At 43.7% G+C, this 22,825-nt stretch carries 25 protein-coding genes and 1 tRNA gene; 24 read left to right on the plus strand and 2 right to left on the minus strand.

Annotated features, from left to right (window positions below):
- Positions 1 to 95: 95 nt before the first annotated feature.
- The 5 genes from noc (at position 96) to BLS69_RS19495 (ending at position 4,661) form a co-directional block, all read left to right on the plus strand.
- Positions 96 to 914 (plus strand): nucleoid occlusion protein, encoded by an 819-nt coding sequence (gene noc, locus BLS69_RS19475; protein ID WP_062836524.1) that lies wholly within the window; start codon positions 96 to 98, stop codon positions 912 to 914.
- A gap of 190 nt (positions 915 to 1,104) precedes the next feature.
- Positions 1,105 to 1,866: a ParA family protein gene (locus tag BLS69_RS19480; RefSeq protein WP_024629525.1), complete on the plus strand. Its 762-nt coding sequence runs from the start codon at positions 1,105 to 1,107 to the stop codon at positions 1,864 to 1,866.
- On the plus strand, positions 1,859 to 2,704 hold the full coding sequence (locus tag BLS69_RS19485; RefSeq protein ID WP_091035230.1) for a ParB/RepB/Spo0J family partition protein: 846 nt from the start codon (positions 1,859 to 1,861) through the stop codon (positions 2,702 to 2,704). The genes BLS69_RS19480 and BLS69_RS19485 overlap by 8 nt, the downstream gene beginning before the upstream one ends.
- A 161-nt stretch (positions 2,705 to 2,865) precedes the next feature.
- Complete coding sequence (locus BLS69_RS19490; RefSeq protein ID WP_091035233.1) at positions 2,866 to 4,020, plus strand: aminotransferase class V-fold PLP-dependent enzyme; 1,155 nt, start codon at positions 2,866 to 2,868, stop codon at positions 4,018 to 4,020.
- A 140-nt stretch (positions 4,021 to 4,160) separates the two neighbouring features.
- A complete protein-coding gene (locus BLS69_RS19495) occupies positions 4,161 to 4,661 on the plus strand; it encodes a DUF4446 family protein (protein WP_091035235.1) in 501 nt (166 codons plus the stop codon).
- Here the strand turns inward: BLS69_RS19495 and yyaC are convergent.
- Positions 4,636 to 5,241, minus strand: a complete 606-nt coding sequence (yyaC, locus tag BLS69_RS19500; protein WP_091035238.1) for a spore protease YyaC — start codon at positions 5,239 to 5,241, stop codon at positions 4,636 to 4,638. The two genes, BLS69_RS19495 and yyaC, sit on opposite strands and share 26 nt — an antisense overlap.
- A gap of 117 nt (positions 5,242 to 5,358) precedes the next feature.
- Here yyaC and BLS69_RS19505 point away from each other — a divergent pair, with 117 nt between their 5' ends.
- From BLS69_RS19505 to BLS69_RS19520, 4 genes are all read left to right on the plus strand, one after another.
- Positions 5,359 to 5,622 (plus strand): putative Se/S carrier protein, encoded by a 264-nt coding sequence (locus BLS69_RS19505; protein WP_017691427.1) that lies wholly within the window; start codon positions 5,359 to 5,361, stop codon positions 5,620 to 5,622.
- A 14-nt stretch (positions 5,623 to 5,636) separates the two neighbouring features.
- Positions 5,637 to 6,578, plus strand: coding sequence for a mechanosensitive ion channel family protein (locus BLS69_RS19510; RefSeq protein ID WP_091035241.1), 942 nt, complete (start codon positions 5,637 to 5,639; stop codon positions 6,576 to 6,578).
- The gene (locus BLS69_RS19515) at positions 6,568 to 6,777 is read left to right on the plus strand and encodes a DUF951 domain-containing protein (protein WP_036611950.1); all 210 of its coding nucleotides are present in this window, start codon (positions 6,568 to 6,570) and stop codon (positions 6,775 to 6,777) included. The genes BLS69_RS19510 and BLS69_RS19515 overlap by 11 nt, the downstream gene beginning before the upstream one ends.
- Positions 6,778 to 6,880: 103 nt before the next feature.
- Positions 6,881 to 6,971, plus strand: a tRNA-Ser gene (locus tag BLS69_RS19520).
- A 438-nt stretch (positions 6,972 to 7,409) separates the two neighbouring features.
- Here BLS69_RS19520 and BLS69_RS19525 read toward each other — a convergent pair.
- The gene (locus tag BLS69_RS19525; protein WP_036671877.1) at positions 7,410 to 7,604 is read right to left on the minus strand and encodes a YjzC family protein; all 195 of its coding nucleotides are present in this window, start codon (positions 7,602 to 7,604) and stop codon (positions 7,410 to 7,412) included.
- Between the two features lie 202 nt (positions 7,605 to 7,806).
- Between BLS69_RS19525 and rpsF the strand changes: the two genes are divergently transcribed.
- The 15 genes from rpsF to BLS69_RS19600 all read left to right on the plus strand — a co-directional run bounded on the left by rpsF (position 7,807) and on the right by BLS69_RS19600 (position 22,822).
- On the plus strand, positions 7,807 to 8,100 hold the full coding sequence (gene rpsF / locus BLS69_RS19530) for a 30S ribosomal protein S6 (protein ID WP_036611944.1): 294 nt from the start codon (positions 7,807 to 7,809) through the stop codon (positions 8,098 to 8,100).
- A gap of 48 nt (positions 8,101 to 8,148) precedes the next feature.
- The gene (gene ssb / locus BLS69_RS19535; RefSeq protein WP_017691432.1) at positions 8,149 to 8,634 is read left to right on the plus strand and encodes a single-stranded DNA-binding protein; all 486 of its coding nucleotides are present in this window, start codon (positions 8,149 to 8,151) and stop codon (positions 8,632 to 8,634) included.
- 56 nt (positions 8,635 to 8,690) lie between these two features.
- Entirely contained in the window at positions 8,691 to 8,963 is a 273-nt protein-coding gene (gene rpsR, locus BLS69_RS19540) for a 30S ribosomal protein S18 (protein ID WP_017691433.1), read from the plus strand.
- Positions 8,964 to 9,182: 219 nt separating this feature from the next.
- Positions 9,183 to 9,776 (plus strand): M15 family metallopeptidase, encoded by a 594-nt coding sequence (locus tag BLS69_RS19545; protein WP_091035243.1) that lies wholly within the window; start codon positions 9,183 to 9,185, stop codon positions 9,774 to 9,776.
- Positions 9,777 to 10,504: 728 nt separating this feature from the next.
- Entirely contained in the window at positions 10,505 to 11,494 is a 990-nt protein-coding gene (locus tag BLS69_RS19550; protein WP_091036480.1) for an ABC transporter ATP-binding protein, read from the plus strand.
- Positions 11,495 to 11,508: 14 nt separating this feature from the next.
- Positions 11,509 to 12,441, plus strand: a complete 933-nt coding sequence (locus tag BLS69_RS19555; RefSeq protein ID WP_091035246.1) for an ABC transporter ATP-binding protein — start codon at positions 11,509 to 11,511, stop codon at positions 12,439 to 12,441.
- 7 nt (positions 12,442 to 12,448) lie between these two features.
- Positions 12,449 to 13,411, plus strand: a complete 963-nt coding sequence (opp4B, locus tag BLS69_RS19560; RefSeq protein ID WP_091035248.1) for an oligopeptide ABC transporter permease — start codon at positions 12,449 to 12,451, stop codon at positions 13,409 to 13,411.
- A gap of 29 nt (positions 13,412 to 13,440) precedes the next feature.
- Positions 13,441 to 14,346, plus strand: coding sequence for an ABC transporter permease (locus BLS69_RS19565; RefSeq protein ID WP_091035253.1), 906 nt, complete (start codon positions 13,441 to 13,443; stop codon positions 14,344 to 14,346).
- A 19-nt stretch (positions 14,347 to 14,365) separates the two neighbouring features.
- Positions 14,366 to 16,192, plus strand: coding sequence for an oligopeptide ABC transporter substrate-binding protein (locus BLS69_RS19570; RefSeq protein WP_091035255.1), 1,827 nt, complete (start codon positions 14,366 to 14,368; stop codon positions 16,190 to 16,192).
- Positions 16,193 to 16,444: 252 nt separating this feature from the next.
- The gene (locus BLS69_RS19575) at positions 16,445 to 17,335 is read left to right on the plus strand and encodes a D-alanyl-D-alanine carboxypeptidase family protein (RefSeq protein WP_091035257.1); all 891 of its coding nucleotides are present in this window, start codon (positions 16,445 to 16,447) and stop codon (positions 17,333 to 17,335) included.
- Between the two features lie 337 nt (positions 17,336 to 17,672).
- Entirely contained in the window at positions 17,673 to 19,262 is a 1,590-nt protein-coding gene (locus tag BLS69_RS19580; protein ID WP_091035259.1) for an MFS transporter, read from the plus strand.
- Between the two features lie 431 nt (positions 19,263 to 19,693).
- Positions 19,694 to 20,728 carry an LCP family protein gene (locus tag BLS69_RS19585; RefSeq protein WP_091035261.1) on the plus strand — a complete coding sequence of 345 codons (1,035 nt, stop codon included), beginning with the start codon at positions 19,694 to 19,696 and terminating at the stop codon, positions 20,726 to 20,728.
- 184 nt (positions 20,729 to 20,912) lie between these two features.
- Complete coding sequence (locus tag BLS69_RS19590; RefSeq protein WP_091035263.1) at positions 20,913 to 21,338, plus strand: CBS domain-containing protein; 426 nt, start codon at positions 20,913 to 20,915, stop codon at positions 21,336 to 21,338.
- Positions 21,339 to 21,602: 264 nt separating this feature from the next.
- Complete coding sequence (locus tag BLS69_RS19595) at positions 21,603 to 21,905, plus strand: MazG-like family protein (RefSeq protein ID WP_036611930.1); 303 nt, start codon at positions 21,603 to 21,605, stop codon at positions 21,903 to 21,905.
- Positions 21,902 to 22,822, plus strand: a complete 921-nt coding sequence (locus tag BLS69_RS19600; RefSeq protein ID WP_243391271.1) for a DUF2232 domain-containing protein — start codon at positions 21,902 to 21,904, stop codon at positions 22,820 to 22,822. The genes BLS69_RS19595 and BLS69_RS19600 overlap by 4 nt, the downstream gene beginning before the upstream one ends.
- Positions 22,823 to 22,825 lie beyond the last annotated feature (3 nt).

The following is a 22,825-nucleotide window of genomic DNA, read 5'->3' on the forward strand; positions in this document are numbered from 1 at the left end:
TTCCAAGAACGATGCATGTGAAAGGTCGCTTATTGAATAAGAAGCACCTGCAAAGACTGTGGGAGCTATTACGAAACTAGGTGGTAATCTGCGGAATGAAAGAACAATTTTCGAAGTTGTTTGGTTTGGCGGAGCGCAATAACGGAGATGAGATCAAACAGATTCCGGTTAATGAAATTGTGAGCAGCCCATATCAACCCCGTACTATTTTTGATGATGATAAAATTGATGAGTTGTTGCAGACGATCAAAACACATGGCGTAATTCAGCCTATTGTCGTTCGCGTGCGAAATGGATCATATGAGATTATTGCCGGGGAACGTCGCTGGCGTGCAGTTCGAAAACTGGGTTTGGATACGATTCCGGCTATTGTGCGTGAATTCAACGATTCTCAGGCCGCATCCATTGCACTGATTGAGAACTTGCAGCGTGAAGGATTGACTTCAATTGAAGAAGCTGTCGCTTATCAGAAGCTGATCGACTTGCATCAATTGACACAGGAAAGTCTGGCACAACGACTGGGCAAAAGCCAGTCAACCATCGCGAACAAAATTCGATTGTTACAGCTTCCAGAAGGTATTAAGGCCGCATTGATGGAACGAAAAATTTCTGAACGGCATGCAAGAGCATTACTTTCTCTCGATACGGAAGAACTGCAGATGAAGTTGCTCGGTGAGATTATCGAAAAAGAATTGAATGTGAAACAGACAGAGGCGCGTGTTGCCTTTTACAAGGAATCTTCCAAAATCAAAAAATCCAAACGTGTTTCCTTTACCAAGGATGTAAGACTTGCACTTAATACGATTCGCCAATCCATTGATATGGTAACTGGCTCAGGTCTGGACATCAAAACAAAAGAAGCAGACCATGAGGATCATTATGAGATCGTTATCCATATTCCAAAACGCAAATAATTGAAGCTTATGGCGGCAATGGGCCGCTTTTTATGTCTATAAAGCAAGTTAGGTCTGACATTTTTAAAGAACAGTCGGTATATTGATGGAACGGTAGTTGTTGTTTGTGTGGACGATAGCCGCCTGCTTTTTGTTAACAATATCTCACAACCTACAAGAAAAGACTCCTATTTTATTTGAGGTGAAGTAATTGTCTAAGATTATGGCCGTAGCAAATCAAAAGGGCGGTGTGGGGAAAACGACGACATCTGTTAACTTGGGTGCAGGACTGGCTTCACTCGGGAAAAGAGTATTGCTTGTCGATATTGACCCTCAGGGGAATACAACCAGCGGAGTCGGAATCAATAAAGCAGATGTGGCTAATTGTATATATGATGTCATTATTAATGAGGTTCCTCCTCAAGAAGCGATTGTGGAGACTCAGATTGAAGGCCTTCATATCATACCTGCAACGATTCAGCTTGCCGGAGCCGAGATCGAATTGGTGTCCACGATATCACGGGAAGTTCGCTTGAAAAAATCACTCGCCATGGTGAAAAAAAACTATGATTACATACTGATCGATTGTCCACCATCCCTTGGTATGTTAACGATTAATTCGTTGACTGCTTCCGATTCGGTGATCATTCCGATTCAGTGTGAGTATTATGCACTTGAAGGATTAAGCCAGTTGCTTAATACGGTTCGTCTGGTACAGAAACATCTGAATACATCCCTGCAGATTGAAGGGGTATTGCTGACGATGTTTGATGCGCGGACCAATCTGGGAATTCAGGTTATTGAAGAAGTGAAAAAGTATTTTCAACAAAAAGTATATCAAACAATTATTCCGCGTAATGTACGGCTTAGTGAAGCACCATCTCATGGTCAATCCATTATCACGTATGACCCTCGTTCAAGAGGGGCGGAAGTGTATTTAGAGCTCGCAAAGGAAGTGATTTCTTATGAGTAAGCGGCTTGGAAAAGGTCTTGATGCCCTCATTCCTTCGCTTTCAATTAATGACGATGATAAAGTCGTAGAAATCCCGATTAGTCAACTGCGGGCTAACCCCTATCAACCACGTAAAGTATTTGATGAGGGCGCAATACATGAACTGGCTGAGTCTATTCGTCAGCATGGCGTCATACAACCCATTATTGTTCGTCCGGTGTTACGAGGTTATGAGATTATTGCCGGAGAACGACGGTTTAGAGCTTCGCAATATTGTGGTAATGCCACCGTACCGGCTGTAGTCCGTAACTTCAGTGATCAGCAGGTAATGGAGATTGCGTTGATTGAGAACCTGCAGCGGGAGAATCTGAACGCCATGGAAGTTGCAGTTGCTTATCAGGGGTTAATGGATCAATTCGCGTTGACTCAGGAAGAGTTGTCTGTAAAAGTAGGTAAATCACGTTCTCACATTGCTAACTTCTTGCGTCTGTTATCATTGCCAGATGAAGTTAAAGACCATGTTTCACGTGGAACATTATCTATGGGACATGCACGTGCCATCGTGGGTGTGAAGGACGAGGTTATGGTAAAGCAACTTGCAAAACAAACCATTGATCAGCAATGGAGTGTACGTGAGTTGGAGGAAGCTGTTCAACAATTGGATCGATCCAAAACAGGTGAGGCTAAAGCCAAATCGAAGTTAAAAAAGAAAGATCCATTCATTGATACATTGGAAGAATCTCTTCGTGAACGTTTCAAAACAACAGTGAAAATCAAGCACAATAAAGATAAAGGTAAAATTGAGCTCAACTACTACAGTCAACAGGATCTGGAACGGCTATTAGAATTGTTACAATAACAGTCGGGTCTATGATTCATTAACAACATGCGGGGCTTACTCATGTCATGACATATCGCCTCTGTACCATGGAGAAACGATATGTCATTCTTTGTTTATAGGGTTATATGTGCGATATGTGCAGGCGAATTATTAATTTATGGGACAGAGGTGGTTGTGAAGTGGAGGGAGTTATCTATCTAGATCATGCAGCAACATCTTGGCCCAAACCACCTGCTGTCGGTGATGCGATGTTGAGTGCATTGGAGATTGCCGGAGCCAATCCTGGCAGAGGAAGTCACCGCATGGCTGTTCAGGCAAGTCGTGTATTGTTCGAGGCGAGAAAATCCTTATCCGATATTTTTGGAATCAAAAATGCGAATGATATTGCATTCGGATCAAATACGACAGAAGCGCTAAATCTAGCTATTCAAGGCTCGCTTAGAGAGGGCGACCATGTGATTGCCACCATGGCTGAACATAACTCAGTCAGACGACCACTGGAGTACATGCGAAGACTCCGAAATGTAGAGATTGATTATGTACCTGTTAATGCTGCGGGAGCCATTGATCTGATGCAAATGGAACGTATGTTTCGTTCGAATACCAGATTGGTGGTATGTACACATAGTTCGAATCTGCTTGGCAGTATTCTTCCTATTGGAGAAATTTCGCTCCTATGTCGTAAACATCAGGCGATCTTATTGGTAGATGCAGCCCAGAGTGCTGGGGTTATGCCTGTGAATGTACAACAATTGGGCATAGATATGTTGGCTTTTCCAGGGCATAAGGGGCTGCTTGGTCCTCAGGGTACAGGGGGCTTGTACATTGCGCCAGAGCTCGATATAGAGCCTTTACTTCATGGAGGAACAGGAAGTCAGTCAGAAGCTCTGGAGCAGCCAAAGGTGCGTCCTGATCGGTATGAAGCGGGGACGCCGAATACAGTCGGGATCGCAGGGCTGAATGCGGGTGTGAAACATGTACTTGAGATGACACCCGCGTTCATCTACCAACATGAGTGGGAACTGACCCAACACATAATGGATGGGCTGTCATCCGTTAAAGGCATTCGAATGCTTGGTCCAGAGATTGGACAGCCTCGTACCGGATTAGTATCTTTTACTGTAGATGGGTATGATTCGGCGCAACTCGCCTTCCGATTAGATCGGAATTATGGGATTGCGGTACGCTCTGGTTTTCATTGTACACCGCTTGCACACGAATCTGCTGGTACAACCGCTACCGGAGCAGTAAGGGCCAGTGTGGGATACAATTCAACTAGAGTACATGTGGAAGCACTCGTTAAGGCAGTGTTGGAATTGACTGGGGCAGACTAGATTAGAGTTGAAATGATGAACTCATTTGATACAGGATTGCTTGATTAAGCTTATGGATATCGGGTTGATTTATAATGAATGATAATATTACAGGACAGACGTTAATCTGATCAAAAATATAGAGGGGTAGTTGCAATTACATGGCTGAATTAAACGAGCTGATTCTGGAACAGCTGTTATGGATTATTGGCGGAATGGCATTACTTACGATGATCTTGCTGATTGTGAGTATTGTTCAAGGGGCAAAGTTACGAAAGTTTAAACGTAAATATGAAGCCATGATGGCTGGCAGTGGAGTAGAGGACCTGGAATCGTTGCTGATTAATCTGAAAATTCAGATGGACAGCATTGAGGATGAACACAAACTGCAAACGAATCAGCTGCAAGTTGTCATGCAAAAGCTGACCCGCATTCAAGGTAAAGTTGGCGTGAAAAGATACAATGCTTATGGAGAGCGTGGCAGTGATCTGAGCTTCTCAATGGCCATGATTAATGATAGCCAGGATGGCATGATCCTTACGGGGATATATAACCGTGACGGTTCTTACGTATATGCCAAACCTCTTAAAGGGGGAGAGTCCACGTATACTCTGTCCCCAGAGGAAAAGGAAGCTATTACTCTGGCACAGCAAGCAGAGTAGAACGTGTATGCCATTCACGAATGGCCGAGTACAGACTATTGGATATAATCTCGGACATGCGCATAACAAGACTGAGCCGTGTGTTCTGTAGAACAAAGTATTCCATAAAGCCGCCGACGTTAACGATACCTGTCAGATGGATATCGCCGACCGGCGGTAATTCTTTATTTACCCCCGCACCCGGCTTGAGTGGACCATTCACAACTTGAATGCATCCCACACTGGATGATTGTCCGAGACAGGCGTCAATGCCAATCACATAAGGGTTATGGTGTGTTTTCTGTATGTTGTGGAGTGTATCTTGCAGGTTCATCGCATGGACTGGTTCATCCAAGGTACCATATAGATGGAATAAAGGGCTGTCCCACTTGGAAAGGGCTGATCCGACCAGAGGACCAAGGCAGTCGCCTGTTGAGCGATCTGTGCCGATGCAGACAATCACTACATTTTGCAGAGAATGGGCTTTATAGAGATGGAACATTAAACGATGGGTAATGGCCGAGTGAATACCTGGATCGGTATGGGGGATTTTCAAACTGGTCATGTCTTGTGATGAAAAGGAACGCGAAGTAGGATTCATAGGATCTATCCTTTCCCTTGGAATAGTAGTAACAGTATATGGAAAGGTAGAGCGTTTTATACTTCACGAGGACAAGCTTTTTCTCTAGGGTTGGACTTATGGCGAAAGGAGCCGAACATGGACGAATGGATTAACGATTGGATGCTGATTGCATTTGATTCAACCCAGCAGGCACTGCGTGCTGAAATGCTGCTGGAGTTTGCCGAGATAGAGATTGATTTGTTCCCAACGCCAAAAGAAATTACAGCAGGGTGTGCGCTATGTATCCAGTTTCCAAAAGAGGATCTGGAGCGAGTGCAAAAGATCATTCGTAACGAGTTTGTAGAGATCCGAGGCCTCTATTTCAAAACAGAAGACAGCTATGATAACATACCGATGTAGAGGAGGCATGATGAATGTTGTCATTTCAATTTGCTCAAGGGAATATAGCTAATGGTACCGCAACCGCCGTCGGTGAAGCCTTGCGTTGGACGGATAAAGTCTGGAACAAAATTGCAGATCCCGATATGTGGCTTAACATTATGTTCAGCTCAATCCGGATCATCATTATTTTTATCATCACCCGTATTGTCATTAAGGTGGTATATCGAATTATAGATCGTTCCATGGAACGCAAGCAGGAAGGCAAGATTCGCGTGAATCCGCGCAGATTCGTAACCGTAGGGGAACTGTTGAAAAATGCGACCTCCATAACATGTAATTTTATTATGATTCTGCTACTGTTATCTGAGATCAATATCCAAGTTGGACCGCTACTCGCGAGTGCAGGTGTGCTTGGGCTTGCCATTGGTTTTGGTGCACAGGGTCTGGTCAAGGATGTTATTACCGGTTTCTTCATTATATTGGAGGACCAGTTCGCTGTGGGGGATGTTATTCAGACGGGAACCTACAAGGGAACGGTTGAAGTGATCGGACTTAGAACTACCAAACTGGTCAGCTGGCAGGGTGAGGTGCACATTATCCCAAACGGGGCGATTGCAAGTGTAACGAACTACTCCATGTCGAATTCGCTGGCTGTAGTGGATATTCCGATGAAGGCAGACTTAAGTCTCGATGAGTCGGTACATCTGGTGAAGAAGTCTTTGGTTGGGATTGAAGAGCGTGACCTAAATATTGTGAAGGTGCCGGATGTGCTCGGTATTCAGTCGATGTCTACATCTGAGTATGTGGTGCGAATTGTGGCTGAATGTATGCCTAACTCTCGTGCTTCGGTGGAACGTCAGATTCAGGGCGATGTGAAAAAAACGCTGGAGTATCATGAGATGAGTCATCAAGCAGCATTGGAACAGGCAGCAGCTTTGGAGAAAGATGAGGGGGATGGCACAGGTGGAGCGTAAAAGTTTCCAGCTTGGGGATATCGTGCAGATGAAGAAGCAGCATCCCTGTGGCAGCAATGAGATGGAGATCATTCGAATGGGTATGGATATTCGGATCAAGTGTGTCGGATGTAAGCATAGTGTATTGATTCCTAGAGCAAAATTCGAGAAAAACATGAAGAAAGTATTGCGTTCAGCCGAAGATTCCACTGAATCATGATCATGCAGTGATTCGGGATGCAGTACGCGTAATAACGTTTACATTTAGGCTCCGTAGGAGTGTTGCGTTCTGCAAATGATCATGCTATAATCAATATTGCTGCGGAAAGGTACCCAAGAGGCCCAAGGGGGCTGACTCGAAATCAGTTAGGCGTGTCACAGCGTGCGTGGGTTCGAATCCCACCCTTTCCGCCACTTCAATTGTAATTTACTCAATACACATTGAGTTTAATAAAAAGATCGATAAGAAGACTTTCCATTAGGAAAGTCTTTTTTTGTATAACGTTTTATTGAAAATGTATTGAACACGTATCCATATCAGATGCATCATTAATGACTAAAACGAAAAATAAAGAGCCCCGAAGGGCTCTTTATCCGGCGGTGCATTTGTTTGTTAGGAAACAATCGGTCGTAACAATCAGACACTTGGTGTACTGCACATAGCAATACGCGTGCTTCAGACGAAGGGCCTTATTACACATAACCACTTGCTTCTTAAATTACGTGATGAATCTCCAACAGCGAATGATCGGCTTCGTTGTCCAACGGAACCACACCTCTCTCGTGCACCGCCTGATTGTATTATGTGCTTTATTCCGTTTTATATACATGGATCGTAAAAAAGAATTGCGATTAATGGACGCGGGCTTTGGTCAGCTTCTTCCACTTACGATTATGATTACTTGTTTCGGGAAAAGCTTCACCTTTTTGCAGCGTTACCCGCTTTGGGTTCTGAATTTCCGTGACAAAGCTTTTTTCCCCAACTTCCGTGTACTCTCCATCGTTTGGGGCTTTGTCTCCTGGTTCAAACTCGGTTTTTTCACCCATGATAAAACCTCCTCTGCAGATTATGTTACTTTGTTGCTTCTGTAGTGTGCTCCATAGCCGGGCTGATCATGTGCCAATATGTACAGGGAACGTTTGCTTGCACTTTGACTCGGTATTTGTTATATTAATATAGTTCGAGTTTGTGCTCGTTCCTTGCTCTCAACCTAGATTGAGGGCCAGAGTCCATAAGGAGGTGAAAATTATGCGCAAATATGAAGTGATGTACATTATTCGTCCTGACATTGAGCAAGAAGTTGTTCAAGCTACAGTCGATAAATTCCAAGGCATCATCTCCAACGGCGGTGGTGAAGTTACAGCTCACGACGTTATGGGTAAACGCCGTCTTGCGTATGAGATCAAGAAATTCCGTGATGGTTTTTATGTTCTGGTACATTTCACTGCTGAACCAGCAGTTGTAACTGAACTTGAGCGTCTCATGAAGATTTCTGACGAAGTAATTCGTTATCTCATTACCAACGACGTTAAGTCTGCTTAAGACAACTCGTGATTAACGCACCAATACGCTCTGAAGGAGGGGATTACATTGTTGAACCGTGTCATTCTGATCGGACGGTTAACCCGGGATCCTGAGTTGCGTTACACTCCAGCAGGAGTAGCAGTTACGCAATTTACTTTGGCAGTGGACAGACCGTTTACAAGCCAAGGGGGAGAAAAGGAAGCCGATTTCATTCCGGTCGTAACCTGGAGACAGCTTGCCGAGACCTGTGCAAACTACTTGCGCAAAGGACGCCTGGCTGCAGTCGAAGGACGCATTCAAGTACGGAACTACGAGAATAACGAAGGAAAACGTGTATACGTGACCGAAGTTATTGCCGATAATGTCCGTTTCTTGGAGTCAGCTAACCGTGATAATAGCGGTGGCGGCGGTGGGCAACCAATGCGTGAAGAGCCTTCTTATGGAGGCGGCGGACGCGCGAACAATAACAATAATTCGCGTAGCAACAATCAGGATCCTTTTTCCGATGACGGAAAACCGATTGATATATCGGATGATGATTTGCCATTTTAACATGAGCTGATACTCTTAGGAGATATGGGTTACATGATAGGAAAGGACTGAAAAGCATGGGCTTCAAGCAAAGAGAAGGCGGAGACAACGATAAAAGACCGGCACGTCGTGGCGGCCGTAATAAACGTCGTAAAGTGTGCTTCTTCACAGCTAACAAAATTACTCACATCGATTATAAAGATACGGACTTGCTTCGTAAATTTATCAGCGAACGTGGAAAAATTTTGCCACGCCGTGTAACAGGTACTAGCGCTAAATATCAACGCATGCTGACGATTGCAATCAAACGCTCCCGTCAAATCGCATTATTGCCATACACAACTGAGTAGTTTTTACTCAGCTTGCATACGAAGCAGTCGGCTTATAGCCGGCTGCTTTTTTGTATATATCAATAGAAGTAACAGATCCACTCTAACAAATGGAAGAATTCAATACGATGGTGATAGAAGCATTCAAGGCTCAAATGAATTATAATAGAGTCTAACCTACTGAAAAGGTTCATGCAGCAGGAATAGCTGTTTATTTCAGAATAAACACCAGGAGTGGATATGAATACATCAAAACGTAAAGGCAAACAGAGAAAAAAGAGCAGTCTGAAAACCTGGATTATAGCTACTCTTTTACTTTCCATTATATATGTATGGTTACAGCAAAAAGGTGATATAGATAATATGTGGCCCGGGACAACAATCCAAGAAGCTCTGCCAATCACCGGCCTTCATCCTGTGGTAGCAGAGAATGAGAAATTATTGGTACGTAAGGCAGCGAGACGTGGAATAGAGATTGTTATCACCCACGGCTACCGAAGTTCCGAGGAGCAAGATGCACTATTTAACCAAGGACGCTCAAGTGCAGGCAATATCGTTACTAATGCGCGTGGTGGTGAGTCATATCATAACTACGGATTAGCAATTGATTTTGCATTGAGGACGCCTGAGGGTGATGTGGTGTGGGATATGGAACGTGATGATAACGGGAATGGTAAGGCAGACTGGATGGAAGTTGTGGATCTCGCCAAAGAGTTAGGTTTCACTTGGGGTGGAGACTGGGCAAACTTCCCGGACTATCCTCACTTGCAGATGGATTTTGGCTTGAGTATCAATGAGTTAAAACGTGGTAAAAGACCTCCTGATTCTCAGTAAAGGGTACTTTATATACATTTAAATGAATAAATATTAGATAAGCTCTGCATTTTGCAGGGCTTTTTTCTTTCTTTTGTAAAATAAATGATAAAAGATGACAATTTGGTCTTTACATTAGCAAATAAATAAAACTATACTAGATTAACTAGATTTTTTACTCTGATCGCACATATTATTTCAATTGTTAAGCATAACGGCTCTGGTTCAATAAAATTCAGCTATGGATCGAGATATAATCACCACTCATATATGTAACATTTACCTCACGCAAAATTAAGAATGTCTACTTAAATTAAAGCATACACATACATTAGATGTAACTACTATGTTATGTATATGTTATTTTGACTAATTGCCTATGTACACCTCACAGCTAAAAACAAGATAACACCTCTCAAAATCCCTGCTATATGCCTTTATAGTATTACTAATATCCAAATCTGTAGTATAAAAAACATTTATACCAAAAATCTCAAAATAAGCATTGACGTTAGCTAAAATTACACGTATGATTACATTAATTATTTTGATGTATAATTCCGCTAGGAATTATCAACATTAATTGACCAATGGTCTAAATATAAGTCTCTTAAACTTGTTTCTCCTAACAATTTGGTATTTTGTATAAGCTATTGTTCGTTATCTTCAAGAACTTGGAAATATACAGTGGATGCATTCCTCTACACACGAATACAATCTACGGAAATTATGGGGTTAGGGTGATTGATTTGAATACAGAGCTATTGGAAGTCAGAAATCTAACAACATCATTCAGAATTGAAGATGACTATTATGCAGCAGTGGATCACGTTAACCTTAAGGTGAAGAAAAATGAAGTGTTGGCGATTGTAGGTGAATCCGGGTCAGGTAAAAGTGCTTTTGCATTCTCTCTTATGGGTTTGCATAACAAAGCAAAAATCGAAGGCCAGATTCTCTATAAAGGACAAGATATTGCCAACATCTCCCCAAACAAGTTAAACAAGCTACGCGGTAAAGAAATGGGCATGATTTTTCAGGATCCATTGTCCGCGTTAAATCCTCTAATGATTATTGGTGAACAGATTGAAGAGATCCTCACACTTCATCAGTCTAAGCTGTCTTCCAGAGAGAAGAGAGAGAAGGTCATTCACTTATTGAATCAGGTAGGGATTCCACGTCCCGAACAAATATATAAGCAGTATCCCCACGAATTATCTGGTGGTATGAGACAGAGAATTGTCATCGCCATTGCGATTGCCAACAAACCAGAACTACTCATAGCCGATGAACCAACGACGGCTCTTGACGTTACGATTCAACTACAGATTCTGGAACTGATCCGTGATCTGAAGAATGAAATTAACGCAGGTATTATTCTGATTACACATGATTTGGGTGTCGTAGCTGAGATGGCTGATCGCGTTGCAGTTATGTATGCAGGCGAAATTGTTGAAATCGCAGATATCTTCACATTGATGAACGATGCGAAGCATCCATATACCCGCTCACTGTTGAACTCTATTCCCACCCTGTCTGAAGAAAGATCCAAATTACATGTAATACAAGGTATCGTACCATCACTCAAAAATCTTCCTCGCAAAGGGTGCAGATTCAAAGCCCGAATTCCATGGATTAGTGAATCGGCTCATGAAGAGAACCCACAGATGCATGAAATTGCACCAGGTCACTTTGTACGGTGTACCTGTTACCAGCACTTTCATTTCCCTGACCAAAGCTGAGGAGGAATAACATAATGGCATTACTCGAAGTAGAAGGGCTCAAGATACACTTTCCGATTCGCGGTGGATTGCTTAAACGGGAAATTGGCAGTGTAAAGGCTGTTGATGATGTTAGCTTCTCCATTGAACAAGGACAGACCTATGGTCTCGTTGGCGAATCAGGGTCAGGCAAAACAACAACAGGCAGAGCCATTATTGGGCTAAACCATGTCACTGACGGAAAGATTCTGTTTAACGGCAAAAATCTGGCTACGGAGCGACGTAAGAACAGGCAGCTTCAGCGGGATGTACAAATGATTTTTCAAGACCCATACTCATCACTGAATCCAAAGAAGCGTGTTATCGATATCATCGCTGAGCCGTTCCGTAACTATGAGCGTCTGACAGCTACCGAGGAGAAAAGACAAGTAAGAGAATTACTGGAAAAGGTTGGCCTGAGTCCGGAATCCATCTACAAATATCCGCATGAATTCTCAGGCGGGCAGCGTCAACGGATTGGCATTGCACGGGCTATTGCACTGAAGCCGAAGCTAATTATCGCTGATGAACCTGTATCTGCACTGGATGTATCCGTACAGGCCCAGGTACTCAACTTCATGCAGGAAATTCAAAAAGAACTGAATCTGACGTATCTGTTCATCAGTCACGATCTGGGCATCATCCGCCATATGTGTGATGAGATTGGAATTATGTATAAAGGTCGATATGTGGAACAGGGCACTACGAATGATATTTTTGAAAATCCACAACACATCTATACCAAACGTCTTATTGCAGCCATACCGGATATGGACCCAACCAAGCGTGAGGAAATGATAGCTTTCCGTCAGCAGATTAAGTCCGAGTATGAACATTCATACCGTAATTTCTTTGATGAGGAAGGACTTGCTTACTCGCTCCAATCCATTTCCAATACTCACCGAGTAGCTCTACCTCAGAAAGGTTGAAGGTCATATGTGGAAAACAATAGTACGCAGAATTATCATAATGATTCCTCAGGTTTTTTTGCTCAGTCTCTTGGTCTTTCTGATGGCCAAGGCTATGCCGGGGGATGCACTTACCGGACTGCTTGATCCAAGTATCGATCCGAAAGCACTGGATGAACAACGTGAGCGACTCGGACTAAACAATCCATGGTATGTGCAATATTGGGACTGGATTAGGAATGCAGCTGTCGGAGATTTTGGACAATCTTTCCGCTTCAAAATGCCGGTTACGGATCTGATTGGCCAGCGGATTGCCAATACATTCTGGCTCGCTTTGGCCACACTCGTCTTAACGTATCTCATTGCTATCCCACTCGGAATTATCAGTGGTCGTTACAACGACACTTGGTCTGACCGACTGATTACAGGATACACGTACTTGGGATTTGCAGCACCGCTGTTCATATTCGCACTGGTGATGGTTTGGGTCTTCGGATTCCATTTTGGATGGTTCCCAACAGGAGGAAGCGTGGCACCGGGTCTTACTCCTGGAACATTCGATTATGTCGTAAGCAAGATACACCATTTGCTACTGCCAGCACTATCAATGGCGTTGATTTCCACCGTTTCGACGGTACAGTACCTGCGTAGCGAGATTATCGACATCAAGCATAAAGAATTCGTTCTTACCGCGAGAGCCAAAGGCGCTTCGGAGTCCCGCATATACAACAGACATATCCTTAGGAACTCCTTGTTGCCAATCGCTGCATTTTTCGGATATGAGATTACCGGATTGATCGGCGGTACTATATTTATTGAGAGTATATTCAGCTATCCGGGTATGGGTCAGTTGTTCCTGAATTCCATCTCTTTAAGGGATTTCAGTGTGGTTACCGCACTTGTACTCTTATACGGGATAGCTACCATTCTGGGATCATTGCTGTCTGATATTATTCTAGGATTAGTCGATCCGCGTATTCGCATTAAGTAAGAACTTGAAGATTTCGGGGTGAAAACAAGATGAGCAAGACCAATGATGTTGTTGTAACTTCACAGAAGGTTGATAAAAGCCCCTCTAGCTTGAATATATTGTGGAGAGAGCTGGTTAGAGACAAGGTTGCCTTGGTTTCCCTCATATTCTTGGGGCTTGTTATCCTCCTTGTATATGGAACTTCCATAATCTTGGATCAGGATGAAATCGTTAAGGTAGACTTGTTTGCCTTATATGAACCACCTTCTGCACAATACTGGCTAGGCACGGATTACGGTGGCCGGGATGTATTTGGCCAACTTGTCATTGGGACACGTAACTCGTTAAGCATTGGTATCCTAGTAACTGTTATGACGGGAATTATCGGTATCCTTGTTGGGGTTCTGTCTGGTTATTTCGGTGGAATGATTGATAACCTGTTTATGCGGATCGTAGACTTTTTCATGATTCTTCCGTTCCTGATGATGGTTATCGCATTTGTCACAGCCGTACCTAAGTACAACATTGTTTCATTTTCATTGATCATGACAGCCTTCTTATGGATGGGAATAGCCAGATTGATTCGCTCAAAGGCATTGCAAGAGAGTGAACTCGAGTATGTCAAAGCGTCCAAAACACTCGGTTCTTCCCACTTTAAAATTGTTGTCTCGCAGGTTCTTCCGAACTTGAGTTCAATCATTATCGTAACGATGACATTGAATCTCGCTTCCAATATCGGCCTTGAATCCGGGTTGTCTTTTCTGGGATTTGGTTTTCCGGAAAGTACACCCAGTCTTGGAACACTCGTAAGTTATGCACGTAATCCGCAAACCCTGGAATCCAGATGGTGGATATGGCTACCCGCATCGGTACTGATTCTGGTATTGATGTTGAGTATAAATAATGTCGGTCAAGCCCTAAAGCGTGCGACTGATGCAAGACAAAGAAGAGGTTAAAAAAAGGGAGGAAAGGTTCATGAAAAAGGGATTATTTTCACGGGGACTATTTTTCACGATGATGTTGGTCTTTGTATTGGTGCTCGCAGCGTGCTCTGAGAAAGAAGCAGCCACTCCAGCTCCAGCTTCCAACACAGAAGAGGGAAAAACGGAGGAAAAACCTGCTAATGAAGAGGGCGTTTACTCCATTGAAGACTTCAACAATGTCAAAACGAATGAGGGTACTGCGATCGAGGGTGGATCGATTACATTCGGACTTGTATCGGATACTGCTTTTGAAGGTACACTGAACTTTAACTTCTATTCCGGTAACCCGGATGCTCAGGTTCTTCAATGGTTCGATGAAGGCTTGCTGACTTGGGATAAAGACTATGTATACACCAATGATGGTGCTGCAACATATGAGACTTCCGAAGATGGCAAAACGTTCACACTGACCATTCGTGACAATGTAAACTGGCATGATGGCAAGCCGGTAACGGCTGAAGATCTGCAGTTTGCTTATGAAGTTATTGGTAACAAAGCGTATGATGGTCCACGTTACGACTCCAACTTCACTAGTGTAGTAGGTATGGACGAGTATCATGCTGGAAAAGCAAAAACAATCTCTGGTATTAAAGTGCTGAGCGACAAACAAATCAGCATTACGTATAAAGAATCTACTCCGTCCCTGCTGACAGGTGGCGTATGGACGTATCCACTGGCTAAACATATCTTCGGAGATATGGATGTAGCAAAAATGTCTTCTTCCAAAGAAGTACGTGAAAAACCAATTGGTTTTGGTCCATTTAAAGTGGATGTTATCACTCCAGGTGAGTCTGTAACTTTTGTTAAAAACGATGACTACTGGCGTGGGGCTCCAAAACTGGATGGTGTAACTCTGAAAGTTATCAACCCGACAACGGTTGTTCAAGAACTGAAATCTGGCGGGGTAGATCTCGTGGATGCATTCCCGACAGATCAATATAAAGACAATGCTAACCTGTCTAACGTAGAATTCCTTGGTGCAATCGATCGTGCTTATACGTACATCGGTTTCAAACTGGGTACGTGGGATGAAGAGAACGGAAAAGTTAAAAGCAATGCTGAAGCAAAAATGGGAGATAAAAACTTGCGTAAAGCAATGTGGATGGCTGTAGATAACGATCAAGTGGGTAAACGTTTCTATAATGGTCTGCGTTGGAACGCAACAACCCTGATTCCACCGTCTCATCCAGAATTCCATGATGCCAGCAATCCGGGTGTAACGTATGATCCAGAAGCAGCGAAAGCATTGCTCGACGAAGCTGGTTACAAACTGGATGGTGAATTCCGTACCAATCCGGATGGAACACCACTCGAAATCAACTTTGTATCCATGACTGGTGGCGACACAGCTGAACCATTGGCACGTTATTACGTTCAATCATGGGCAGCTATTGGTTTGAAAGTAAACCTGGAAATGGTTGAATTCAACAACTTCTATGACCGTGTAGGTAACACAGGTAAAGACGATCCAAACATTGATGTGTATCAAGCCGCATGGGGCGTTGGTATTGACGTAGATCCATCTGGTCTGTATGGCCGTGATGCACTCTACAACTTCTCCAGATTCTCCAGCGAAGAGAATGACAAATTGCTGGCACAAGGTATCTCTGCTGAAGCATTTGATGTAGACAAGCGTAAAGAAATCTACAATCAATGGCAGCAATACATGGTAGATGAAGTTCCTGTATTCCCTACACTGTATCGTGCAGTTGTAGCACCAGTTAACAAACGTGTAATGAACTATGCGATTGGTGATGGAACAGGCGTTTACCTGAGCGACCTGCAAGTTAATGCAGACAAAGCGGTTGTAGCTGAGTAACACATTCTTAAATTAGCAGCTGTAAGGATTGGGGTCCTTTAAGAAGTCGGTTGCTAGATTATAATGAAGATTTCTCCTGGGAGATTGAACTAAAGTGTCTTTCAAAACATGGATTCTGTACACTCTGGCATGGGTGTACGGAGTTCATGTTTTTTTTGTAACCAAAAAATAAAAAAAATTTAACTTTTTTTCAAAAAAGTGCAGACAAAATGCCTCTTCACTTCGTCTATATAGGTAAGAGGTGATCATTTTATGAAAAAATGGTGGAAACGGGCAGGTATGCTGCTGGCTCTGCTGCTCATTATATATTTGGGTGTGAAACCGGACATGCTGGTAGGCAAACCGGGAATTAAAGCTGAATCTGCAGTATTAATGGATATGAACTCTGAACAGATCTTAATGGATTTTAACGGCTCCGAAGAAATTGCTCCGGCAGGCGTCAGTAAGTTGATGACAGAACTGTTAGTGATGGAGGCCGTGATCAATGGTGATATAAGCTGGAATGATCTTGTGAATGTGAGTCTATATGCTAGCTCCGTTGGGGGCAGTCAATTGACCCTGAAACAGGGAGAGCAATTCACAGTTCAGGAGTTGTTCGAGATCGTAGCTGTCTATTCAGCCAATGATGCAACAGTTGCTCTGGCTGAACATATCAGTGGTACAGAGCAGAAGTTTGTGCAACAGATGAATCAGAAAGCAACTCAGATTGGGCTGTCTGAGGATACACAATTCACGAATTCAACGGGCCTCAGTGAAAAGCTGCTTGGTCCTAACCGTCCGATGGATATACAAGGGCAGACCTTAATGACGGCTATAGATGCATGCAAGCTTGCGCGATATCTGCTGAATAACCATCCCGAGATTTTAAGAATTTCCAGTCAAATGCAAGTATCAATGCACCAAAAAGGGATGTACATGAGCAACACGAACTGGATGTTGTCCTCCATTGGTGGGCCATATGCTTACGATGGGAATGACGGATTGAAGACCGGGTATGATGAAGATTCCGGATATCATTTTGTGGGGACAGCTGAACGTGATGGCAAAAGACTGATATCAGTTGTATTTGGAACAGATACTCGTGAAGGGCGTTTTGTGGAGACTCGGAAGTTGTTCAACTATGGGTTTTCGGGCTCAAAATGAGAGGGCGTACATAGGCATCATCAAAGAGACCTTCAGGACGCCAATGATCCAACTGTCAAACAAACCGAGTCAGACCAGATTATTGAAGCATTACGCAAGCGTTAGTACATTAGATAAGATATGAGGGCTGTCCGCAGGTGCGATTGAACATGTGGCAACTCTATTTTATCGAATCAGAGGTAAATTGATCCATATAACCATATTATTAAATTGACATATGGTTTTCTTTTGTTTTAAAATGACCAGTGAGTCATTATTATTCAACTCGGTTTAATATATATGTACCAAACCAACTGTACGATACTGAATTTACGATCTGATCGGGAGGTAACATGTGATGCAAAAACAAATGAAATGGCCGCTAATCCTGTTTGCCATAGGGGTATTTATGGCTGCGCTGGATAACGGGATCATCACTTCTTCACTGACCACCTTAAATGCATCATTTGGTGTGTCGCCAACATGGGGAGCTTGGACGATTACGCTTTACACGCTTGGGCTTGCGGTGAGTGTACCTATTGCGGGCAAACTGTCGGACCGTTATGGACGCAAGAAACTATTTTTGATTGAAGTGGCGTTGTTTGGGATCGGGTCCCTGCTCGTCGCGCTGAGCACATCGTTTACCTTTTTCCTGATTGCTCGTGTCATTCAAGCTTTGGGCGGTGGTGGGATTTTTATCATTGCCAGCTCATACGTATTAAGCAAGTTCCCGGCGGAGCGACAAGGTACAGCCTTGGGTCTGCTCGGAGGGATGAATGGTGTTGCCGCTATTTTGGGTCCCAATGTTGGTGCTTTTATACTGGATCTGACTGGCAATTGGCATTGGTTATTCCTGATCAATGTACCTATCGCCATTCTGCTATTCCTTGCAGGTATTCGATTTATTCAGGAAGAGCAGGAACTGAATCGTGCAGCAGTGGACTGGAGCGGCATTGCTGTCCTAACGTTGGGTGTACTCAGTTTAATGTATAGCTTCAGCAATCTGGACGGTGTGAACATGCTTCAAAGCCTGGGGTCACCGATGTTCTACGGCTTTTTCTTGGCAGGTGTAATCATTCTGGTGCTCTTTTACTTCATGGAAAAAAGGCTGGAAGGATCTGAACGTGAACCTGTTGTATCGACACAGCTTCTGGGCATTGCGTCCTTTCGCTGGACGCTGTTGATTGCCTTTTTCTCCGGAGCCATTCTGGCCTCGGTGATCTTTATTCCCGGATTTGTTGAGCAATATCTCGGCGTATCCAATACAGCTTCCGGGTACTGGTTTACTCCACTGGCACTGGCATCCGGCATCGGGGCAGGTGGAGGTGGATACCTGGTTGACCGCAAAGGGCCGATCTGGACGTTATCGGTTGCGGGACTGCTATCTGCCATTGGATTCCTGCTGTTTCCGCTATGGGTGGAGCATATCTGGCAATTTGTCATCGCGAGTACACTCGTAGGTATTGGATTCGGTATGATGCTTGGTGCGCCAGTTAACGTACTTGTCACAGAACAGGCGGGGGAGAACAACAAAGGCATCGCGGTAGCGACCAGCTCGTTATTCCGCCAGATGGCGATGGCTATTGCACCTACCATTTTTGCCGGATTCCTGGCACGTTCTTTCATTAATCTGGGGTCCAACATTCAGGCAGGATTCGCTGACAAAGGAATTCAGGTGCCGCCCGAGATGCTGGAGCAATATGCGTCAGGTGGAGCTTCAGGGAGTGATGTCTCCAGTCTGACAGAGGGCCTGTCCCAGATTCCTGATGAAGGTATCCGTGATGTGTTGCTCCAGGCAGTGCATCAAACGACAGGGCAGGGTTATAATGGCCTTTTCTGGTCTGCGGTGGTATTCAGTGTGCTTACGCTGGTAGCTGCGCTTATAACGGGACGTCTGCGTCAAAAAGAGAAGAGCCAACATGTGGAAAGTGTGTCCACGAACGGATAGGATCGCATGTGAAAATGAAGAGAACAGTGTACCTTTTGAAACTAAAAAGGAGTCGCTGTTCTTTTCAATTTAACCGGATTGTAACTTTTCTTGCTCCTGCAATGATTACAATAGAACGAGCGTAAGCGGTGTCTTGATTCCAGAGAGAGAAAACTTCAGTGAACACCGAGTCACAAGGCATCCCAGACGTTTAATTGGTATTATATAAGTTGAACGAATCGTTACACTTCATCACTGCGAGTTCAGAATAACCTTCCGATCGCTGTTATCCCCAGATTTTTTGATTTCCTTTCCAAAGGTAAAAATCCGGTGATAAAGGCGAGCGCTACGCTTCTTCAGGTTTTTTCTGACCTCTCCGTTATTAGTGTAAATATTAGATGAAACTTATATAGTAGGCAGTATCATTTTGACAGTGAAGAAGGAATCAATGGATGAAAAGCAGAACTAAAGATAAGAAGAAGAAAAGAAGAAAAGGCCTATATATAACGCTCGTTTCACTTGTTGTTTTGTTAATCGGAGGTTATTTGTTCCGTCAGCAACTGGCTGTAGCGGCATTTGATCTGTTTCTCGCCGGTTCGGTAGAAGATCAGTTATCCCGTTCTTATGTACCGCAAGAAGGCAACAATACGCCTGATCCAACGGTATATCGTAAGGAACCTTTCTCCGTGTTACTGCTGGGTTCGGACAAACGAGCCTATGAGAAGACGCGCGGACGTTCGGATACGGTTATCTATGCTGTAGTACGTCCCAAGGAATCCCGCGTGCTTCTGGTATCCATTCCACGTGATACGTATGTGCAGATTGTGGGACGGGATGCTAACAAGGACGGCGTAGATGATTATGATAAGCTGGCGCATGCCTATGCTTTTGGTGGGGAGAATATGTCCATCAATACCGTGGAGAAATTTCTTGATGCTGATGTGGGTTACTATGCAACGATCAACTTCGACGGAATCAAAAAAGTGGTTGATGCGCTTGGTGGTGTAAAACTGCCAATTGATGAGGACATTGTAAACAAGAACCCGGATCATGTGCAATTCACGATTGAAGGCGGTAAGCCGATCTATGACGGGCAGGAAGCACTGTATTATGTAAGATATCGTGAGGATAGCGATTTTAATCGTACCAAGCGGCAGCAGATTTTCTTGAACGCGATGGCGAATGAGATGCTGAATTTGAATCAAATCGCCAAAATCCCGGAATTGATTCAGATCATGGGAGACAGCTTCCAGACGGATATGCGAGCTTCTTTCATTATTGATCTAGCTAAACAAGTGCTTACTCAGGAGAAACCGCAGATTTCAAGCTTCACCATTCTGGGTGAGGGGATGAAAAAAGACGGTATCTATTATGGTCAGGCTGACGAGAAAGATGTCCAATATGCCAAAGAGCTGATTAACAACTGGATGGATCAATCGACCCCAGCCGGTGAAGTAATGATCCCTGACCGGCAAAAGATTGAATAACCAATTCCATACCAATGATGTGTTGTAGACCACAATCAGCAGTACGTTTATTCGCGGGCTGCTGTTTTTTTTCTTTGTAGTGAGAACTATTATCCTTTTGGAACATCCTGCGTTCTGATCCGTATAATATAAGTTGAGCGAGATAAGTTGAACGAAGAAATTCACAAGGAGGATACACAAGGGTATGAACATCGCATTTTTTTTGCTACCCAAACAAGAGGTTACGTGCGTGACGTCGGATTCTACGCTGCGGCAAACGTTGGAACGGATGGAATATCATCGTTTTACAGCGGTACCCATTTTGAATAAAGAGGGCAAATATATTGGTACGGTTACCGAAGGCGACTTACTATGGTATATGAAGAATGCCGAGGGAAAGATTTCATTTGAAAACGCTTCAAAGTTCTTGCTCAAGGACGTTCCCCTTCGCTTGGATATTAAACCCGTATCCATTGATGCCAACATGGAGGACCTGATTAATCTGGCTAAAGTTCAGAACTTTGTTCCTGTGGTCGATGATATGGATCGGTTCATTGGTATTGTCAGACGGAGTCAGATTATTGAGTACTGCGAGGGCATTGTAGCCAAAGAATCGATCAAGGCTAAGTAAGGATGTTACGAATTTAAACATTATTGTGTCATTAGGGATAATCACAGCCGTCCGGTATCATGTTAAACTTAAGAAGTCCTGAACCAAGGGCGCATTCGAAGTTTTTTACATTTATATAGGTCGATAGGATGTACGGAGGACTCCGCATAAGTACCTGACATCAGTTTCGGAGAACTTCTCCGCTTTTTGGGGTAATTTTGCGGGCCCTCTTTTTATGCTATAATCGAGAATAAAGCTTTTTCGGGGGAGAGTGACTTTCGCCAAATGCCTAAAGAACTGGATGTAGCCAAACGCGCTAAAGTGATTGAATGGCTGAAAACCGAAGTGCTTGATCAGGTATCCCGATTATTCAAGGCGTTATGGGAAGGCAGTACAACTCGAATCGGGGACAGTCTTGCCAGTTTGATTATGAGTAGTTACATATTGGGCCGCAGGCTCGGTATTCCTTTCAAGGATCTGGATGCACTGCTAGTTGAGAAGTTGAAAAAGCATAAACAGGAAGGTCACCAGCTTGAAGACTGGTACCAGGATATTTCCTCGCTAGAAGATCATATGCGTAAGAGGTGAATTTGTTGAAATTTAGCTTTAAATCAGCTGTTTGGAGCGCAGTTTATCTGCTCTTGCTACTTTCGCTGTTAACTCCTTTATCGGTACTTGCCATATTTTTTATGATGATTCCGGGAGTTATTTTGTATGCTTCATTATCTTTAAAATCATTTATATGGCATCTCGTGCCCGTAGCCGTTATTTTGGTCGTATTCCACCCTATCTATCTGTTACTATTACTCATCTTTACCCTGCCTGCGATCGTTATGGGTCACGCGTATAAAACACGCAAATCGGCCCTGTTCGCCCTGATGGCGGGAAGTGGAATGATGTTGGCAGAATACTTGTTGTTGCTCTTGGTCGGCAGTGTCATTTTCCAATTCGACCTGTCCAGTTATATTGAAGATGTGGTCAAATTGACCATTGAACCGTTAACCAATACATCGAATCAGATGATCAACGGGTTTGCATGGACACCTGAGATGACCGAGGATGTTGCCAAACAAACACAGCTTATGATTCCGTTTGCTCTCGTTGTTACATCGATGGTAATGGCCTTTATTACACACGCCATTGCTCGTCCGATTCTGAACGTGATGGGTGTGGTGGTATCGAAACTTCCACCAGCGAGAGAATGGCGTATGCCGCGTGCGTTGATCTGGTATTATTTCCTCGCACTGTTGATTGAAGTGATCTCCAGACAAAGTGATGGAACATACTGGACTATGATTGCTATGAATCTGTCCCCGTTAATTAATCTGGGCTTCATGATTCAAGCGATCGGTTTCTTCTTCTTTCTCTCACATACAAAGAAATGGAATCCGGTTATACCATATTTCCTGGCGGCTGCGGTCTTCTTCATTGGTCCGCTTCGGATTATCGGAATTATCGATCTGGCGTTCCCGCTTCGTGAGGCAATATCGAAATCAAAACGATAGGGT

Origin of the sequence: Paenibacillus sp. CF095 (assembly GCF_900101225.1) — a bacterium.
In the GTDB taxonomy this organism is placed as follows: Bacteria; Bacillota; Bacilli; order Paenibacillales; family Paenibacillaceae; genus Paenibacillus.

Coding starts and splice junctions, on each gene's coding strand:
- noc (WP_062836524.1), top strand. CDS start 96: ATGAAAGAACAATTTTCGAAGTTGTTTGGTTTGGCGGAGCGCAATAAC.
- BLS69_RS19485 (WP_091035230.1), top strand. CDS start 1,859: ATGAGTAAGCGGCTTGGAAAAGGTCTTGATGCCCTCATTCCTTCGCTT.
- opp4B (WP_091035248.1), top strand. CDS start 12,449: ATGTGGAAAACAATAGTACGCAGAATTATCATAATGATTCCTCAGGTT.
- yyaC (WP_091035238.1), bottom strand. CDS start 5,241: ATGAATCCTACTTCGCGTTCCTTTTCATCACAAGACATGACCAGTTTG.
- BLS69_RS19590 (WP_091035263.1), top strand. CDS start 20,913: ATGAACATCGCATTTTTTTTGCTACCCAAACAAGAGGTTACGTGCGTG.
- BLS69_RS19555 (WP_091035246.1), top strand. CDS start 11,509: ATGGCATTACTCGAAGTAGAAGGGCTCAAGATACACTTTCCGATTCGC.
- BLS69_RS19565 (WP_091035253.1), top strand. CDS start 13,441: ATGAGCAAGACCAATGATGTTGTTGTAACTTCACAGAAGGTTGATAAA.
- BLS69_RS19525 (WP_036671877.1), bottom strand. CDS start 7,604: ATGGGTGAAAAAACCGAGTTTGAACCAGGAGACAAAGCCCCAAACGAT.
- BLS69_RS19575 (WP_091035257.1), top strand. CDS start 16,445: ATGAAAAAATGGTGGAAACGGGCAGGTATGCTGCTGGCTCTGCTGCTC.
- BLS69_RS19545 (WP_091035243.1), top strand. CDS start 9,183: ATGAATACATCAAAACGTAAAGGCAAACAGAGAAAAAAGAGCAGTCTG.
- BLS69_RS19505 (WP_017691427.1), top strand. CDS start 5,359: ATGGACGAATGGATTAACGATTGGATGCTGATTGCATTTGATTCAACC.
- BLS69_RS19595 (WP_036611930.1), top strand. CDS start 21,603: ATGCCTAAAGAACTGGATGTAGCCAAACGCGCTAAAGTGATTGAATGG.
- BLS69_RS19510 (WP_091035241.1), top strand. CDS start 5,637: ATGTTGTCATTTCAATTTGCTCAAGGGAATATAGCTAATGGTACCGCA.
- rpsR (WP_017691433.1), top strand. CDS start 8,691: ATGGGCTTCAAGCAAAGAGAAGGCGGAGACAACGATAAAAGACCGGCA.
- BLS69_RS19570 (WP_091035255.1), top strand. CDS start 14,366: ATGAAAAAGGGATTATTTTCACGGGGACTATTTTTCACGATGATGTTG.
- BLS69_RS19585 (WP_091035261.1), top strand. CDS start 19,694: ATGAAAAGCAGAACTAAAGATAAGAAGAAGAAAAGAAGAAAAGGCCTA.
- rpsF (WP_036611944.1), top strand. CDS start 7,807: ATGCGCAAATATGAAGTGATGTACATTATTCGTCCTGACATTGAGCAA.
- BLS69_RS19580 (WP_091035259.1), top strand. CDS start 17,673: ATGCAAAAACAAATGAAATGGCCGCTAATCCTGTTTGCCATAGGGGTA.
- BLS69_RS19495 (WP_091035235.1), top strand. CDS start 4,161: ATGGCTGAATTAAACGAGCTGATTCTGGAACAGCTGTTATGGATTATT.